The sequence below is a fragment of the Massilia sp. W12 genome (assembly GCF_037300705.1).
Classification (GTDB): Bacteria; Pseudomonadota; Gammaproteobacteria; order Burkholderiales; family Burkholderiaceae_D; genus JACPVY01.
The window spans coordinates 5,091,882-5,106,206 of record NZ_CP147776.1; the positions used below are offsets into that span (position 1 = coordinate 5,091,882).

At 58.0% G+C, this 14,325-nt stretch carries 18 protein-coding genes; 3 read left to right on the forward strand and 15 right to left on the reverse strand.

Features of this window, described 5'->3' with window-relative positions; all coding sequences use genetic code 11:
* Positions 1-18 precede the first annotated feature (18 nt).
* Both V8J88_RS20660 and V8J88_RS20665 read right to left on the reverse strand, forming a co-directional pair.
* Positions 19-1,500, reverse strand: coding sequence for a carotenoid oxygenase family protein (locus V8J88_RS20660; RefSeq protein WP_338846157.1), 1,482 nt, complete (start codon positions 1,498-1,500; stop codon positions 19-21).
* Between the two features lie 13 nt (positions 1,501-1,513).
* Positions 1,514-1,921 (reverse strand): DUF2141 domain-containing protein, encoded by a 408-nt coding sequence (locus tag V8J88_RS20665; RefSeq protein ID WP_338846158.1) that lies wholly within the window; start codon positions 1,919-1,921, stop codon positions 1,514-1,516.
* A 216-nt stretch (positions 1,922-2,137) separates the two neighbouring features.
* Between V8J88_RS20665 and V8J88_RS20670 the strand changes: the two genes are divergently transcribed.
* The 3 genes from V8J88_RS20670 (at position 2,138) to V8J88_RS20680 (ending at position 4,548) form a co-directional block, all read left to right on the forward strand.
* Positions 2,138-2,995 (forward strand): M90 family metallopeptidase, encoded by an 858-nt coding sequence (locus V8J88_RS20670; RefSeq protein ID WP_338846159.1) that lies wholly within the window; start codon positions 2,138-2,140, stop codon positions 2,993-2,995.
* 42 nt (positions 2,996-3,037) lie between these two features.
* On the forward strand, positions 3,038-3,916 hold the full coding sequence (locus V8J88_RS20675; RefSeq protein WP_338846160.1) for a GNAT family N-acetyltransferase: 879 nt from the start codon (positions 3,038-3,040) through the stop codon (positions 3,914-3,916).
* A gap of 314 nt (positions 3,917-4,230) precedes the next feature.
* Positions 4,231-4,548 carry a hypothetical protein gene (locus tag V8J88_RS20680; RefSeq protein WP_338846161.1) on the forward strand — a complete coding sequence of 106 codons (318 nt, stop codon included), beginning with the start codon at positions 4,231-4,233 and terminating at the stop codon, positions 4,546-4,548.
* Between the two features lie 349 nt (positions 4,549-4,897).
* Here V8J88_RS20680 and V8J88_RS20685 read toward each other — a convergent pair whose 3' ends face one another.
* The 13 genes from V8J88_RS20685 to hisB form a co-directional block, all read right to left on the reverse strand.
* A complete protein-coding gene (locus V8J88_RS20685; protein WP_338846162.1) occupies positions 4,898-5,476 on the reverse strand; it encodes a DUF4126 domain-containing protein in 579 nt (192 codons plus the stop codon).
* A gap of 108 nt (positions 5,477-5,584) precedes the next feature.
* The gene (locus tag V8J88_RS20690; protein ID WP_338846163.1) at positions 5,585-7,465 is read right to left on the reverse strand and encodes a potassium transporter Kup; all 1,881 of its coding nucleotides are present in this window, start codon (positions 7,463-7,465) and stop codon (positions 5,585-5,587) included.
* Between the two features lie 261 nt (positions 7,466-7,726).
* Entirely contained in the window at positions 7,727-8,545 is an 819-nt protein-coding gene (locus V8J88_RS20695) for a ferritin-like domain-containing protein (RefSeq protein ID WP_338846164.1), read from the reverse strand.
* Positions 8,538-9,296, reverse strand: a complete 759-nt coding sequence (tatC, locus tag V8J88_RS20700; RefSeq protein WP_338846165.1) for a twin-arginine translocase subunit TatC — start codon at positions 9,294-9,296, stop codon at positions 8,538-8,540. The genes V8J88_RS20695 and tatC overlap by 8 nt, the downstream gene beginning before the upstream one ends.
* Entirely contained in the window at positions 9,289-9,801 is a 513-nt protein-coding gene (gene tatB, locus V8J88_RS20705) for a Sec-independent protein translocase protein TatB (RefSeq protein WP_338846166.1), read from the reverse strand. Before tatB ends, tatC begins: the two co-directional genes overlap by 8 nt.
* Positions 9,802-9,807: 6 nt before the next feature.
* Positions 9,808-10,047 (reverse strand): Sec-independent protein translocase subunit TatA, encoded by a 240-nt coding sequence (gene tatA / locus V8J88_RS20710; protein WP_338846167.1) that lies wholly within the window; start codon positions 10,045-10,047, stop codon positions 9,808-9,810.
* A 60-nt stretch (positions 10,048-10,107) separates the two neighbouring features.
* Positions 10,108-10,476, reverse strand: coding sequence for a histidine triad nucleotide-binding protein (locus V8J88_RS20715; RefSeq protein ID WP_338846168.1), 369 nt, complete (start codon positions 10,474-10,476; stop codon positions 10,108-10,110).
* A gap of 173 nt (positions 10,477-10,649) precedes the next feature.
* Entirely contained in the window at positions 10,650-11,015 is a 366-nt protein-coding gene (locus tag V8J88_RS20720; protein WP_338846169.1) for a phosphoribosyl-ATP diphosphatase, read from the reverse strand.
* A gap of 7 nt (positions 11,016-11,022) precedes the next feature.
* On the reverse strand, positions 11,023-11,442 hold the full coding sequence (hisI, locus tag V8J88_RS20725; RefSeq protein ID WP_338846170.1) for a phosphoribosyl-AMP cyclohydrolase: 420 nt from the start codon (positions 11,440-11,442) through the stop codon (positions 11,023-11,025).
* A complete protein-coding gene (gene hisF / locus V8J88_RS20730) occupies positions 11,439-12,200 on the reverse strand; it encodes an imidazole glycerol phosphate synthase subunit HisF (protein WP_338846171.1) in 762 nt (253 codons plus the stop codon). Before hisF ends, hisI begins: the two co-directional genes overlap by 4 nt.
* Before the next feature lie 23 nt (positions 12,201-12,223).
* The gene (hisA, locus tag V8J88_RS20735; protein ID WP_338846172.1) at positions 12,224-12,991 is read right to left on the reverse strand and encodes a 1-(5-phosphoribosyl)-5-[(5-phosphoribosylamino)methylideneamino]imidazole-4-carboxamide isomerase; all 768 of its coding nucleotides are present in this window, start codon (positions 12,989-12,991) and stop codon (positions 12,224-12,226) included.
* A gap of 56 nt (positions 12,992-13,047) precedes the next feature.
* Positions 13,048-13,686, reverse strand: coding sequence for an imidazole glycerol phosphate synthase subunit HisH (gene hisH, locus V8J88_RS20740; RefSeq protein WP_338846173.1), 639 nt, complete (start codon positions 13,684-13,686; stop codon positions 13,048-13,050).
* 16 nt (positions 13,687-13,702) lie between these two features.
* The gene (hisB, locus tag V8J88_RS20745) at positions 13,703-14,299 is read right to left on the reverse strand and encodes an imidazoleglycerol-phosphate dehydratase HisB (protein ID WP_338846174.1); all 597 of its coding nucleotides are present in this window, start codon (positions 14,297-14,299) and stop codon (positions 13,703-13,705) included.
* Positions 14,300-14,325 lie beyond the last annotated feature (26 nt).

A 14,325-nucleotide genomic window follows, 5' to 3' on the forward strand; every position in this document is an offset into this window, starting at 1 on the left:
CGCTCTGCCCGCTTTGCTTTATGCGCTCAGAAAATTGCCATGGAAGCACAGCGGCGCATGGTAGGGCAAGTACGCTTGCGCTTGCGGGCCATCCGCCACATGCTGCATATCAAACAAATTGAGCACGGTTTGCGCACGCTGCAAGTTTTGCATCACGCCCAGCAACCAGGCTTCGCCTTCGGGCGCGCCGGCGCGCTTGGGCACAATGATGTGCTCCTCCACCTGCCACTCAGCGCCAAAATCAAAATGCTGCGTCAAACCGCGCTGGCGATCCAGCACATTCACGCGGTGCAGGCGTTGCGCGCCATGACGCGCTGACAGCAGGGTCAGATAGCGGTGCCGCTGGCCGACGACGCCCGGGGCCACGGCCGGAAATTCACAGGCGCTCAAAAGCATTTCGATATGCGCCTTGCGGTTTGCCAGATCAAAGCGGATCTGCGCTGCGCCGCTGCGCGCGCCCATCGGGCGTGAGGGCTGGCCGGACATTTCCTGCGCCAGGTCTTGCAGCACTTGCGGGCCATCGTGCAAAACCACATCCAGCAGGCAATCCTGGCCCTGGTCCCAGGCGTTGCCGAAGTGGAACACCATATGCGGCGGCAATTCAAAGGTTTGCTCAATCTGCAAATCAGACAGGCGGATCAAGACTGCGCGCATGCCGCGCCGATCGCCCTGCCATTGATGGGAATCGAGAAAGCTTTTGCCGGCTTGCATCTGGATTTTGAACGGCGGAATCAGCAGGATTAAATATTTATCGCTGATTGCGAAATCATGCTGCATGTTCACGTCCGGCAGGTCGAGCATGGCGAAATTGCGCAGCACGCCATTGGCGCCGATGTGATACAAGGCCAGTTTATCGCTGCCGGGCAGCGCACCGATATTCCACAACGAGCCATCGCGCGCCCGTTTCGGATGGGCGCAAAACGGCATGCTGCGTAAATCCTCGCGCCAGGCGACCAGTTTGCGCGTCTCTAAGGTTTGCGGGTCAAGCTCGGTGGCCGAACCGCCTTCCCACAGCGCATACAGTTTGCCGGCGAAAGGCAATAAATTGGTGTTGGCGGCATTGATCTGATCATTGCCGCGCACGCCGCGCCGGCCGATATAAGTGCCAAAGCCGGAATATAAAAATTGCCCGGCGCGGCTTTCTTCCAAAAACTTGGCGGTTTGCACAAACCGCCCGCGATGCCGCACGCCGGTTGCGCTGATCTCCCAGCGCTGGGCGAAGCCGTCGCCATCAAACAAATGATGATAACGTTCGCCGCCCAATTCCATGCGCCCCGGCCCATTGCGGTAAAAACTGCCGCGCAGCGCCTGCGGCCAGCGCCCGCGCACCCGGGCCTCGCCCTCCAGCTCCATTTCCTGATTCACATACACCCCGTATGCGGGATGTTGCGCCAGCGCAGCTTGAAAGGCGCGCAGGGTGGCGTTATCGGCCAGGGCCAGCTGGCTGGCGCCGCCAGCGCTCAGTGCGCCGAGTGCGCCCAGAAAATCACGGCGTTGCATGGGCGGCTCCGTCTCAGTTGAATTTCAATTTCAGGCTGACGCCGCCAGCCGGCACTTTAAAACTGGCGGAAGCAAACGTGGGTGGCCCCATATCGCCTTGCGCATTATTGGAAAAGGCGAAATCTTCCAGCGGCATGCCCGACGGGTTGCGATCCATGCGCTGGTTGTCGTTGGCGTCGTGGAAAATCGCCATCGCATATTCGCCCTCCGCCACGCCGCTGATTGTCATCTGCGTCAGGCCGGTCTGCGCCGGTTGTTGCAAAACATAGGCCGGCTTTTTCAGATAGCTGTCCGCGCTGTTATACAAAGCCACCATCAGCTTGCCTTGTGCGTTTTGCACGCCGCTGACTTCAATTTGCACATCCGCTGCTTGCGCGTTGAGGGCGACGGCGGCGAGGACTGCGCTCAGAATTTTTTTCATGTTCATCTCCTTGCTGGTGTGAAAGTGAGGCCAGTATAGGGAGGCGCTGGGCGCGCGGAAAAAGATGCGACAAAAGCGCTGAAATGCGGCGCGAAGCCGGGCCGTGGCGGCGTGAAACCTGCCTCTTGAATTCCGTCAAACGCATGCCATTTGCGGTGTTCTTCCTTTCACTGTTGGATTTCGTATGCTGAGCCGCCAGCGCCGCCGGAGCGCCTTATGAATATCTGGATTGTCTTATTGCTGTGTGCGATTCCGCCGCTGTTCGGCTGGTATCTGTTCCGCGCGCCGCGCCGCCGCCATGGCCGTTTGAGCAAGCAGCAGCGCCGCTTGCTGGCGCAGGCGATTCCCGGCTGGCGCAATATGGCCACCCCGACCCAACGCGAGTTGCAGCATTTGACCTGGCTGTTTTTGCAGGAAAAGCGTTTTGTCGGCTGCGATGGCCTGCAAGTGACGGAAGCAATGCGGGTCAGCATCGCCGGTCTGGCTTGCATGCTGGTGATGCGGCGCGAGACTGCTTTGTATCCGCGTTTGAGCCACATCATGCTGTACCCGGACGCCTTCATTGCGCCGCGCAAGGAACAATTGCCGGGCGGCGTGGTGCAGGAAAGCCGGCAGACCCTGGCCGGCGAATCCTGGGATCATGGGCAAGTGGTGCTGTCCTGGCGCCATGTGCAGGAAGCGTTGGCGGAGCCGGACAGCGGACACAATGTGGTGTGGCATGAATTCGCCCACCAGCTCGACAGTGAAAACGGGCCAACCAACGGCGCGCCGCAATTGCCGGGGCGGCGCGCCTACCAAACCTGGGCCGCCTTGATGCAAGAAGAATTCAACCGCTTGCGCCAGGCAGTCGATCATGGCTTGCCGACTGCGCTGGATCCGTATGGGGCGCAAAATCCGGCGGAGTTTTTCGCCGTCGCCTGCGAAGCATTTTTTGGCCGGCCACATCAATTAGCGCGTTTGCATGCTTCGTTGTATGCCTTGCTGGCGGACTATTTCCGGGTTGATCCACGCCACTGGATGGAAGACCGCGCGCCGCAAGAAGATGAACTGCCGGGCTATTTTTCGGTACACTGATGGTCTGCGCGTTGCGCGCCTTCTCATCCTTCACTCACCACCATGATAGAAATCCGTCCTGCCACAGTGCACGATGCGCAAGCTGTGCACGAATTAATCGCCGCCTGGCTGCCGGAAATGGTCGCCATTCCGCAACAAGCTGTGCATTTTCTGAATTCGATTTCCAAAGACGCTGAAGCCGGCTATATCTGCGCGGAAAATTTTGATTTCCAGCTGGGTTTTGAAGATGGCCGTCTGCAAGTCATCGGCGCAATGCGCGATGGCAGTCATTTGTATCATTTGTTTGTGGCGCGCGGCCAGGAACGGCGCGGCTGGGGCCGGCGCATGTGGCGCTGCTTGCAGGAAAAAGCGCTGGCGGCGGGCAATCCGGGCCGCTTCACAGTCAACGCCAGCCGCGCCGGCCTGCCCTTTTATCACAGCCTGGGCTTTGTCGCCTGCGCCCCGGAAAACGCGCTGCACGGCGTGCACATTACGCCGATGCGCCTGGCCAGCGAAAAGGTGGAAAAGGCGGCGATTGATCAACTGATTACGCGCTTTTACGCCGCCTTTGATAATCGCAAACAACTCGATTTGTCTTATCTGGCTGATTTGTTCACGCCCGACGCGCGCATCCATTGCGCCGGGGCCGACCTGCCGCACAGCATGTCTGTGCAGGAATTCATTGCGCCGCGCGCGCTGTTATTGCAGGAAGGCCGCTTGCGCCATTTCCACGAATGGGAATACGCCGCGCACACCGATCTCTTCGGCAGCCTGGCCAACCGCCGCAGCCTGTATCAGAAAGCCGGCGAATTCGATGGCGCGCCATATGGCGGGCGCGGCTACAAACAGTTCCATTTATTGCGCCATGGCGATCAATGGCGTATCTGCAGTTTGCTGTGGGAAGATGAGCGCAGCGGGCTGAGTTTACCGGCAGGCGTGTAAGCCAATGTAAATCCCGACTTTGCCCGCATGCAAGAGTGCGTCGGGATTTTGCAACAATTACGCGCAAACCAAATAAAAAATCTGTCAATTTCTTTGATAAATTGCGCTTTAAGCATTTCATTTTTCTGCAAGCTGCTTACAATTTGTATCCTGCAGCGCCTGGCTGGCGCCATGCGGCAAAAATCAGCCACGATATGACAAGAATCGTGCGCCACTGAAAAAAGTATGCAATACTGGCATTTCCCGTGAGAAACACCAGAATAAGCAGCGCCCGGCATCCCCATGCCAACGGGCCACACCGGATGGAGAATCAAGTGAATATCAAAGGCATTGAACATTTAAGCAATGAGGAATTGCAGGCTGAATTGGCGCAGGGTGCGCGCTTTGTCATTTTTCAGTACTGCATCTCTGTGCTGGTGATGTCTTTTAAACGCAATTCGCCGATTTATTTCATTCCGGCGCAGCACAAGGCGGCGCCGCGCAGCTTGCGCTTTATCGGCATTTCGCTGCTGGCCGGCTGGTGGAGTCTGCCCTGGGGCCCGATCTGGACCTGGCGCACGGTGAAAAACAATATCAAAGGCGGGATTGATGTTACGCGCCATGTACAGCAATCCTTAAGCCGCGCCGCTTAAGCTGCCGCCGCCGTGTCTGGCGCGCAGTTTTCTGATCTGTCCCATTTTCGTGTTATCGTAAGTGCTCTGCGGCGCAGAAATCCTCAAGCAAGCTGGCCAGCTTCGACTTTGCACACACACAAGGGAAGATCCTCATGAAAAAAGCAGTCTTTGTTTTCTTCGCAGGCCTGGGCATTGCCTTTTCCGCCACTGCCTGCATTTCAGATCCATGCACCTGTCTGGCATATCAGCAAGCCTGCGAGGATGGCGATCAAATCAGCTGCGCGGAGTATAAGCGCGCGCGTTGCTGGCTGACCAATCCTTACGATTGTCCGCTCTGATGCATGCCGGGGCGCGCACGCGCCCTGTCTCACACCGGGCTGGCGCGCCGCTTGGCCCAGCCCAGCGCGCCTTTCACCGTAAACCAGCCCAAGGCCAGCAAGAGCAGCGCCAGCAGCATGCCCAGCACAGGCAGCAGCAGCGTGATCACGGTCAGGCCGGCGGCCCCGAACAGCTCAATGGTGGAAAGAAAGAAATTGCCGAAACCACCGGTGGCGCTGCTGGAGCCGGCGCGCAAGCCGACCGTGGCCAATTGCACCAGACCGGCGCTGCCGCCGCCGGCAATCAAGGCCAGCGACCAGCGCAACAGCGGCGACATCTCATCAATCATGGAAGCAGTCAGAATCGCGCCGGCGGCCACCGCCAGCGGCGAGGCGATGGAATCCATCAGATTATCCAGCCAGGGCACATAGTAAGCGCCGACTTCGAGCAGGGTGGCGCATAAGAAAGCCATCATGGCCGGCCAACTGGCGAGCCAGGCTAAATCAGGGGATAACTGTAAAAACCCGGTATGCGCGGCGATGCTGGCCCCAAGCAGCGGAACGAAGACCCGAAAGCCGCAGGCTGCGCTCAAGCCCACGCCTATCATCAAACCCAACATGGTTTCCATTTACCGCCCCCTTCCCCACGCCTCTTTCTGTCGCCGCGCTGCTGCGCTTGCCTTGCTGTCACAGTAACAAAGCACTGTACGCTTGGCAAGCGCGATTCCGGCGCCGCTTCAGATTTCGACCTGGGTGCCGAGTTCGATCACGCGGTTGGGCGGAATTTGATAGTAGTCGGCAGCGCTGCGCGCATTGCGGAACATAGCGGCAAAGAAGTGTTCGCGCCACAAGGCCATGCCGCCGCCGGCGCGCGGCAACAGGGTTTGACGGGCGATGAAAATCGAGGTTTCCATCATCTGGAATTCCAGCCCGCTGGCGCTGGCCAACTCAAATGCGCGGGGCAAATCCGGCTCGTCTTTAAAGCCGTAATACACATTCATTTGATAGCACTGATGGCCCAGGTCTTGCACTTTCACCTGTTCATGCGGCGCGACAAAAGGATCGTCGGTGATGAACACGGTCAAAAACACCACGCGCTCATGCAGCACTTTATTGTGCAAGAGGTTGTGCAATAAAACATGCGGCACGCCATCGTTTTCCGGGCGCATGAAAATTGCGGTGCCATGCACGCGCGGCGGCGGATCAATGAACAGCGATTGCAGGAAGTCATCAAGCGGAATGGCGTGCTTTTGCAGATTTTTATACACCATCTGATGGCCGCGCTTCCAGGTCAGCATGATGAACAGCAACACACTGCCCAGCACCAGCGGGAACCAGCCGCCATTGAAGATTTTCATGATATTCGAGCCAACCAGGAAAATATCCATGATCATAAAGAAGCCGGTGGCGCCAAGCGCAATCCAGATGCTGAATTTCCAGCGGTAATACACCACAAAGAAGGTCATCAGGGTCGTCACCAGCATGGTGGCGGTGACGGCAATGCCATATGCGGCGGCCAGATTGTCCGAGCTGCGGAACATGAACACCGCCAGCAGCACCACCACCAACTGGGTCCAATTCACAAATGGAATATAAATCTGGCCGCGCTCTTTTTCTGAGGTGTGGATGATGCGCATACGCGGCAAAAAGCCCAGCGCAATCGCTTCTTTCACCAGCGAGAAGGTGCCGGAAATGGTGGCTTGCGAGGCGATCACTGCCGCCATGGTGGATAAGCCGACCAGCGGCAGCACGCTCCAGGCGCCGAGCTGGTTATAAAAAGGATTGCTGGCGGCCGCCGGATTGACCATCAGCAAGCCGCCCTGCCCCAGATAATTCAAGGCCAGGGCCGGGAAAGCGACACTGAACCAGGCGATGCGGATCGGTTTTTTGCCGAAATGGCCCATATCCGCATACAGCGCTTCAGCGCCGGTGAAGGCCAGCACCACGCCGCCCAAGGCAATCGCCAGGGCTTGCAGACTGTTCTGGCTGATGAAATAAAAGGCGTACAGCGGATTCAATGCATTCAAAATCTGCGGCGCACGAATGATATTCACCACCCCCATCGCCGCCAGCGCGGCAAACCACAGCAACATAATCGGCCCGAACCAGCGCCCGATGCCCGCTGTGCCATGCCACTGGAAGGCGTACAGCGTCACCAGCACCAGGACGGCAATCGGCACGATGTAGGGGTGTAAGGCAGGCGTGGCCACGCCCAGACCTTCGATTGCGCCCAGCACGGAAATGGCCGGCGTCACCACCGCATCGCCAAAAAACAGGGTGGCCCCGGTCAAGCCGATCACCATCAAGGGGAAATACCAGCGCGAAGCTTTGGTCACGGAAGACAGCGCCAGCGCCATCAAGGCCAGAATGCCGCCTTCGCCGCGATTATCCGCGCGCAACACCAGGCTGACATATTTGAGTGAAACAATCAGCACCAGTCCCCAAAAGATCAGGGACACAGAGCCGAGCAGATTCACTTCATTCAGGGGCAAACCGTGTTTTTGATCAAACAGGGTTTTCATGGTGTACAGCGGACTGGTGCCGATGTCGCCATAGACGATGCCGACCGCCGCGACGGTCAGTGCAGCTACGCTGCTTTTTTGATGTTCGGATGACAAGGTCGTGCTCTCTTTTCAAGATGAACGTTTGGCGTAATCGTTGCACGCCATTACCGTTCTGTCACTTTGGCGATGACGCCGGATGTTTCTTGTGTGCACTGCACAATATGCCAACTGCTGAACTGAGGCAAGCGGATTCATTTTCATTCTCCGGTTTTTTATGCCTTGTTTATATGACGGCGCCAGCTTTTTCTCTTGGAGAATTGCAAGATTACTCCAATTCAACTCTTACGCAAAGCCGCTTGCGTATTGCGGCTTGCCTCAAGCCGGTTGGCGGTTTGCCGCCCACTGTTGCAATAACTCCAATTCCGCTTCAGTGAACCCGGCGGCGCGGCGCGCGTCGAGATTGAAGGGGGGGCGCAACACCGGCGCGCGGTGCGCTTGCGCCAGCTGCGGCCAGCACTGCAGCGGGTCGAGGCCGCGCTGTGCACACAGCCAGGCAAACCAGCGATTGCCGATCGCGACATGGCCGATTTCATCGCGCAGGATAATATCCAGAATCGCCGCCGCCTCCAGATCGCCGGCATTGGCTAAGCGCGCGCGCAGCGCCGGGGTGGCGTCCAGCCCGCGCGCTTCCAAAGTGCGCGGCGCCAGCGCCATGCGCGCCAGCGGGTCGTGGGCGGTGGTTTCCGCCATCTGCCACAAAGCGTTATGGGCGTCGAAATCGCCATACGCATGGCCCAGTTTGGCCAGATGCGCTTGCAGCAGGGAAAAATGGAAGGCTTCTTCACGCGCCACTTGCTGCCAATCCAGATAATAGGCGTCCGGCATGGCGGCAAAGCGCCAAATTGCATCCAGCGCCAGATTGATGGCGTTGAATTCAATATGTGCAATTGCATGAATGGTGCTGGCGCGTCCCTGTATGCTTTGAATGGCGCGCTTGGGCACATGATTCGGGGCCACCAGCCTTGGCCGCGCGGGCCGGCCCGGAATATCCGGCGGCGCGCTGAATTGGGCCTGCGGATCGATGTTCAAACTGCCTTGCTGGCGCCGGTTTTCTATTTCCGCTACCGCCGCCAGTTTGGCGGCCACGCTGTCAGCCTGCAGGGCCGCCAGCGCCATTGCGCGTAATTCAGGCATGATCGGCTGCTTCCGTGACTTTCTTGCGGAACAGGGGCGCAATCAGCAATCCCAGTTCATATAACAAACACATCGGCACGGCCAGCGCCAATTGGCTGACCGCATCCGGCGGCGTGACAATCGCGGCGATGATGAAGGCGCCGACGATCACATAGCGGCGGATATCCTTCAATTTTTCCAAACTCACCACGCCCATGCGCACCAACACCACCACGACCACCGGCACTTCAAAAATGATGCCAAAGGCCAGGAACATATTCAGCACGAAATCAAGATAGTTTTCGATATCCGGGGTGACGGCAATGCTTTGCGGCGCCATTTGATAAATCAGCGCGAACATAAAGCGGAACACAATGAAATAGCAATACAGCACGCCGCAGGCAAACAGCGCGGAGGAAGAAAACACCAGCGGCAGCACGATTTTTTTCTCATTGTCATACAGGCCGGGGGCGACAAACGCCCACACCTGGTAAAAAATCCAGGGCAGACTGACCAGAAAAGCCGACATCAGGGTCAGCTTGAGTGGCGTCATGAATGGTGAAATCACGCCGGTGGCGATCATTTTGCTGCCGGCAGGCAACGCTGACAGCAGCGGTTGCGCCAGCAGATTGTAGATTTTTTGCTGGCCGGGCCAAATCGCTAACATGAAGAAGGCGACCAGCAGAAAGCCGCCCATGGCGTACATCAGGCGGTTGCGCAGTTCGACCAGGTGCGAAATGAAGCTGTCTTCCGGGGATGAGGTGTCAGACATGAGGCTTGAAAGGATTGCGCGGACGGTGGCGCGCGACTCTGGCCGCGCCCGAAGTCACATGTTGTTTGATGCTGTGGCGGTTTTTATACCACAGCGGTAAGGCCGCTTGCCGGTTGAGTTTTTTGCGTTTGAATTGCCGCACCCGGCTGCGGATCTGGTCTTCGCTCGGCGCCATGGTCCAGTAAGCCGGCTGGTCGGGGGTTTCGTTCCAGCTGTGCTGCAAAGCGTCAAGCTCTTGCTGCGCCTCTTGCTGCACTTCCTGGAGTTGACCGGAAATGCTGCTGCCGGCCTCTTGCGCGGCCTGCTGCACTTGCTGCTGCATCTTGCGCAATTCATCCAGCTCCATCTCACGGCTGACTTCGGCCTTGACCTGGCTGATATAACGCTGGGCGCGACCATACAGCGCACCCAGCGTGCGCGCCACGGTCGGCAGTTTTTCCGGCCCGATCACCACCAGGGCGACCGCGCCGATGATCGCCAGTTTGGTCAAGCCCAGATCAATCATCGCGCATCAACTCTTTTGCTTTTCCTTGGCTTGGGCGTCGATCACATGCGGATCGGCCGCCACTTGCTGCGGCGGCGCAGCGGGCGCAGCCGCCGGCTTTTCCTCTTCACCGCCGCGCATACCATCTTTAAAACCGCGTATCGCCTTGCCCAGATCGCTGCCGGCATTGCGCAATTTACCAGTGCCGAACACCACAATCACCACCACGGCCACAATCAGCCAATGCGTAAGACTCCAGGAACCCATGTTCTTCTCCTTGCTTGTTGCGCTGCTCTTTCATCATAGTCGATCAGCGCCCGAAAAAACTCAGCCGCGCCGCCAGGGGTGGGGGCCGCCAATGATATGCATATGCAGATGATAGACTTCCTGTCCGCCATCCGGCCCGCTGTTGATCAGCGTCTTGTATCCACCCTGCGGTTGCCCGTTTGCGTCAAACGTGACAGCGCAACCTTGTTCCTGCGCAATCTTCGGCGCAAGAGCCAGCATTTTACCGAGTAATGCCGCATCTTCGCTGGTGCAATCCGACAAAGTGGCGATATGACGGCGCGGTATCAGCAAAATATGCACCGGCGCGGCAGGGTTGATGTCTTTAAACGCGACGAACTCATCATCCTCGTACACCATGGTGGAAGGGATTTGTTTTGCCGCGATCTTACAGAAAATGCAATTATCCATGTTTTTAATTTTCCTGTTTTTAAACAACGCTGTTTATCTGTGCCCGCTATCACTGCGCTGCGGTCGCCCGCAATGACGCCCCCGGCAAACCGCCTTGTTTGCCTCTGAGCACAGACATACAACATGACTTACGCCACCCATGCCCGCCAAGCTGAGCGCTGCGCTCAGCTTGCTCAGGCGCGCGTTTCCTCAACCTCGCGCGCTTGCGCCTTGCGATTGGCTTTCTCCTCAATCCCGGAAATGCCTTCGCGCCGCACCAATTCGTCGATCACCTGCTGCGGCGTTAAGCCGAAATGGGCCAGCATCACCATGCTGTGAAACCACAGATCCGCGCATTCATAAATCAATTTGGACGGATCAGCGCCGTGGCGCACGTCTTTGGCGGCCAATACGGTTTCGGTCGCTTCCTCGCCGACTTTCTTCAAAATCGCATCGTCGCCTTTGGCGAACAAGCGCGCCACATACGAGGTTTGCGCATCGCCATCCTGCTTGCGCTGCTCCAAGACCTGCGCTAAGCGCATCAAATCATCATTGCTCATATATTCGTCAGGAAGTGTAGATGGCGGCAGGATCGCGCAGCACCGGCTCCACGCTTTCCCATTGGCCATTGTGGGCGTCGCCGCTGAATTTTTGGAAGAAACAGGAATGCCGCCCGGTATGGCAGGCGATACCGCCGCACTGCTCGATTTTGAGCAAAATCACGTCTTCATCGCAATCCAGGCGGATTTCCAGCACTTTTTGGGTATGGCCCGATTCCTCACCCTTGTGCCAGAGTTTTTTGCGCGAACGGCTCCAGTACACGGCTTCGCCGCTCTCCACCGTTTTCAACAGCGCTTCACGGTTCATCCAGGCGAACATCAGCACATCGCCGTTGTCGGCCTGCTGCGCGATGACCGGAACCAGGCCGTTTTCATCCCAGCGCACTTTATTGAGCCATTTGCTGGCCGCACTCGCCGGCGTGCTCATGCCAGCCTCATCGGGATGCCTTGCGCGGCCATGAATTGTTTTGCTTCTTGCACGCTGTGTTGTCCATAGTGAAAAATACTCGCCGCCAGAACTGCGTCTGCATGCCCCAGCGTAATGCCATCGGCCAAGTCCTGCAGAGAACCGACCCCGCCGGATGCTATCACGGGAATATGAACAGAATCTGACACGGCGCGCGTTAATTCCAGATCGAAGCCGGCTTTCACGCCATCGCGGTCCATGCTGGTGAGCAAAATTTCACCGGCGCCCAGATTTTGCATCCTGGCCGCCCATTCCATCACATCCAGGCCGGTGGCTTTGCGTCCGCCATGGGTGAACACTTCCCAGCGCCCCGGCGCGCAGCTTTTGGCGTCAATCGCCACCACCACGCATTGCGAGCCGAAACGGTGCGCGGCGTCCGCCACCAATTGCGGATTGCTGACCGCCGAGGAATTCAGCGACACCTTATCCGCGCCGGCATTTAACAAGCGGCGGAAATCGTCAATGCTGCGCACCCCGCCGCCGACTGTCAGCGGAATAAACACCTGATCAGCGACGGCTTCGATCACATGCAAAATCAAATCGCGCCCGTCGGAGGTGGCGGTGATGTCGAGAAAAGTGATTTCATCGGCGCCCTGTTCGTCATAGCGGCGGGCGATTTCCACCGGGTCGCCAACTTCGCGCAATTGCTCGAAATTGACGCCCTTGACCACCTTGCCATTGGTCACGTCCAGGCAAGGGATGATGCGTTTGGCCAGCATGCTGTTCCCTGGTTGCGCGCTGATCAATCAGCGCTGAGTTCATCGGCGCGCGCTTGCGCGGCGCGCAAATCCAGCGTGCCTTCATAGATCGAACGACCGCAAATCACGCCTTCGATGCCCTCATCCTGCACCCCGCACAGGGCTTCCACATCGCTCAGATTGTGCAAGCCGCCAGAGGCGATGATGGGGATCTTGACCGCGCGCGCCAGGCGCACCGTGGCTTCGATATTCACGCCGCTCATCATGCCGTCACGCCCGATGTCAGTGTAAATAATCGATTCAACGCCGTAATCCTCAAACTTGCGCGCCAAATCGATCACATCGTGCCCGGTCAGCTTGCTCCAGCCGTCAGTCGCCACTTTGCCGTCTTTGGCGTCGAGGCCGACGATGATCTGGCCGGGGAAGGCGCCGCAGGCGTCATGCAGAAAACCGGGGCTTTTCACAGCGGCGGTGCCGATGATGATATAGCTGATGCCGGCATCCAGATAACGCTCGATGGTGTCCAGATCGCGGATGCCGCCGCCCAATTGCACCGGGATCTCGTCCAGATCAAACTCATCCTCGTATTGGCGCACAGCATCCAGAATGGCTTCGACGGCGGCGTCATTTTTCGGCTTGCCGGCGAAGGCGCCGTTCAGATCGACCAGATGCAGGCGGCGCGCGCCCTGTTCCAGCCAATGGCGCGCCATCGCGCCGGGATCATCGGAAAACACCGTGGCAAGGTCCATATCGCCTTGCTTGAGGCGCACGCAGTGACCGTCTTTCAGGTCGATAGCAGGAATCAGCAACATGATGAAGGTGCTAAAAAAGTCGGAATCAATCGCGCAAGCTTATAACAGCCTGCGCATTAAGGTCTCCAGTTGGCAAAATTCTTATACAGCTGCAAACCGCATGCGGCGCTCTTTTCCGGGTGGAATTGAGTGGCGAACAGGTTTTCATGCGCAACCGCACAAGCAAAATACGCGCCATAGTCAGTCACGCCAACTGTGTGCGCGGCGTTTCCGGGCACAGCATAGTAACTGTGCACGAAATAGAAATAACTCTCGTCGGGAATGTTTTGCCACAGCGCATGCGGGCGTTGTTGCCGCACGCGGTTCCATCCCATTTGCGGTACTTTAAAACGGGAACCGTCCGCCTGCAACTGGTCTTCGAGGGCAAAGCGCACCACGCGCCCCGGCAGCAGCCCAAGACACTGGCTGTCGCCTTCCTCACTCGACTCAAACAGCATCTGCTCACCAACACAGACGCCAAGCAATGGCTTATTGCGCGCGGCTTCCAGCACTGCTTGCTGCAAGCCGGAATCACGCAGTGCGGCCATGCAATCAGGCATGCCGCCCTGGCCCGGCAAAATCAGGCGCTCTGCCTGGGCAATCTCTTCCGCTTGCGCGGAAATGCTGACTTGCGCGTCTGGCGCGGCGCGGCGCATGGCTTGCGCCACTGAGCGCAAATTACCCATGCCGTAATCGACAACGACGATGCGGTTCATGATTTTTCCAGTGTGATTACAGGCAGCCCTTGGTGGATGGCACAGCATCGCCTAAGCGCGCATCGAATTCCAGCGCCATGCGCAGCGCACGGCCAAAAGCTTTGAATACGGTTTCGCATTGATGATGGGCGTTTTCGCCGCGCAAATTGTCGATATGCAGCGTGACTTGCGCGTGATTCACAAAGCCCTGAAAAAATTCACGCGTCAAATCGACATCAAAGGCGCCGATCATGGCGCGTGTGAACGGCAGGTGATACACCAGGCCGGGACGCCCGGAGAAATCGATCACCACGCGCGACAGCGCCTCATCCAAGGGCACATACGCATGGCCATAACGGCGGATGCCTTTTTTATCGCCCACCGCTTGCGCCAGCGCCATGCCGAGCGTGATGCCGACATCTTCCACCGTATGATGCGCATCGATATGCAAATCGCCCTTGGCGCTGATGTCCAGATCAATCAAGCCATGGCGCGCGATCTGGTCCAGCATATGATCCAGAAACGGCACGCCGGTGTTGAGTTGCTGGCGGCCATTGCCGTCGAGGTTGAGACTGACCGTGATCTCGGTCTCATTGGTTTTGCGCGTGACGCTCGCGCTGCGCGGCTGATTCATGATATCGGGTTGGTGGTTGTGAAAAA

Bases quoted from the DNA above. Each gene is read 5' to 3' on its own strand.
- V8J88_RS20660 (WP_338846157.1), bottom strand. From the start codon at position 1,500: ATGCAACGCCGTGATTTTCTGGGCGCACTCGGCGCACTGAGCGCTGGC.
- V8J88_RS20665 (WP_338846158.1), bottom strand. From the start codon at position 1,921: ATGAAAAAAATTCTGAGCGCAGTCCTCGCCGCCGTCGCCCTCAACGCG.
- V8J88_RS20670 (WP_338846159.1), top strand. From the start codon at position 2,138: ATGAATATCTGGATTGTCTTATTGCTGTGTGCGATTCCGCCGCTGTTC.
- V8J88_RS20675 (WP_338846160.1), top strand. From the start codon at position 3,038: ATGATAGAAATCCGTCCTGCCACAGTGCACGATGCGCAAGCTGTGCAC.
- V8J88_RS20685 (WP_338846162.1), bottom strand. From the start codon at position 5,476: ATGGAAACCATGTTGGGTTTGATGATAGGCGTGGGCTTGAGCGCAGCC.
- V8J88_RS20695 (WP_338846164.1), bottom strand. From the start codon at position 8,545: ATGCCTGAATTACGCGCAATGGCGCTGGCGGCCCTGCAGGCTGACAGC.
- tatC (WP_338846165.1), bottom strand. From the start codon at position 9,296: ATGTCTGACACCTCATCCCCGGAAGACAGCTTCATTTCGCACCTGGTC.
- tatB (WP_338846166.1), bottom strand. From the start codon at position 9,801: ATGATTGATCTGGGCTTGACCAAACTGGCGATCATCGGCGCGGTCGCC.
- tatA (WP_338846167.1), bottom strand. From the start codon at position 10,047: ATGGGTTCCTGGAGTCTTACGCATTGGCTGATTGTGGCCGTGGTGGTG.
- V8J88_RS20715 (WP_338846168.1), bottom strand. From the start codon at position 10,476: ATGGATAATTGCATTTTCTGTAAGATCGCGGCAAAACAAATCCCTTCC.
- V8J88_RS20720 (WP_338846169.1), bottom strand. From the start codon at position 11,015: ATGAGCAATGATGATTTGATGCGCTTAGCGCAGGTCTTGGAGCAGCGC.
- hisI (WP_338846170.1), bottom strand. From the start codon at position 11,442: ATGAGCACGCCGGCGAGTGCGGCCAGCAAATGGCTCAATAAAGTGCGC.
- hisF (WP_338846171.1), bottom strand. From the start codon at position 12,200: ATGCTGGCCAAACGCATCATCCCTTGCCTGGACGTGACCAATGGCAAG.
- hisA (WP_338846172.1), bottom strand. From the start codon at position 12,991: ATGTTGCTGATTCCTGCTATCGACCTGAAAGACGGTCACTGCGTGCGC.
- hisH (WP_338846173.1), bottom strand. From the start codon at position 13,686: ATGAACCGCATCGTCGTTGTCGATTACGGCATGGGTAATTTGCGCTCA.
- hisB (WP_338846174.1), bottom strand. From the start codon at position 14,299: ATGAATCAGCCGCGCAGCGCGAGCGTCACGCGCAAAACCAATGAGACC.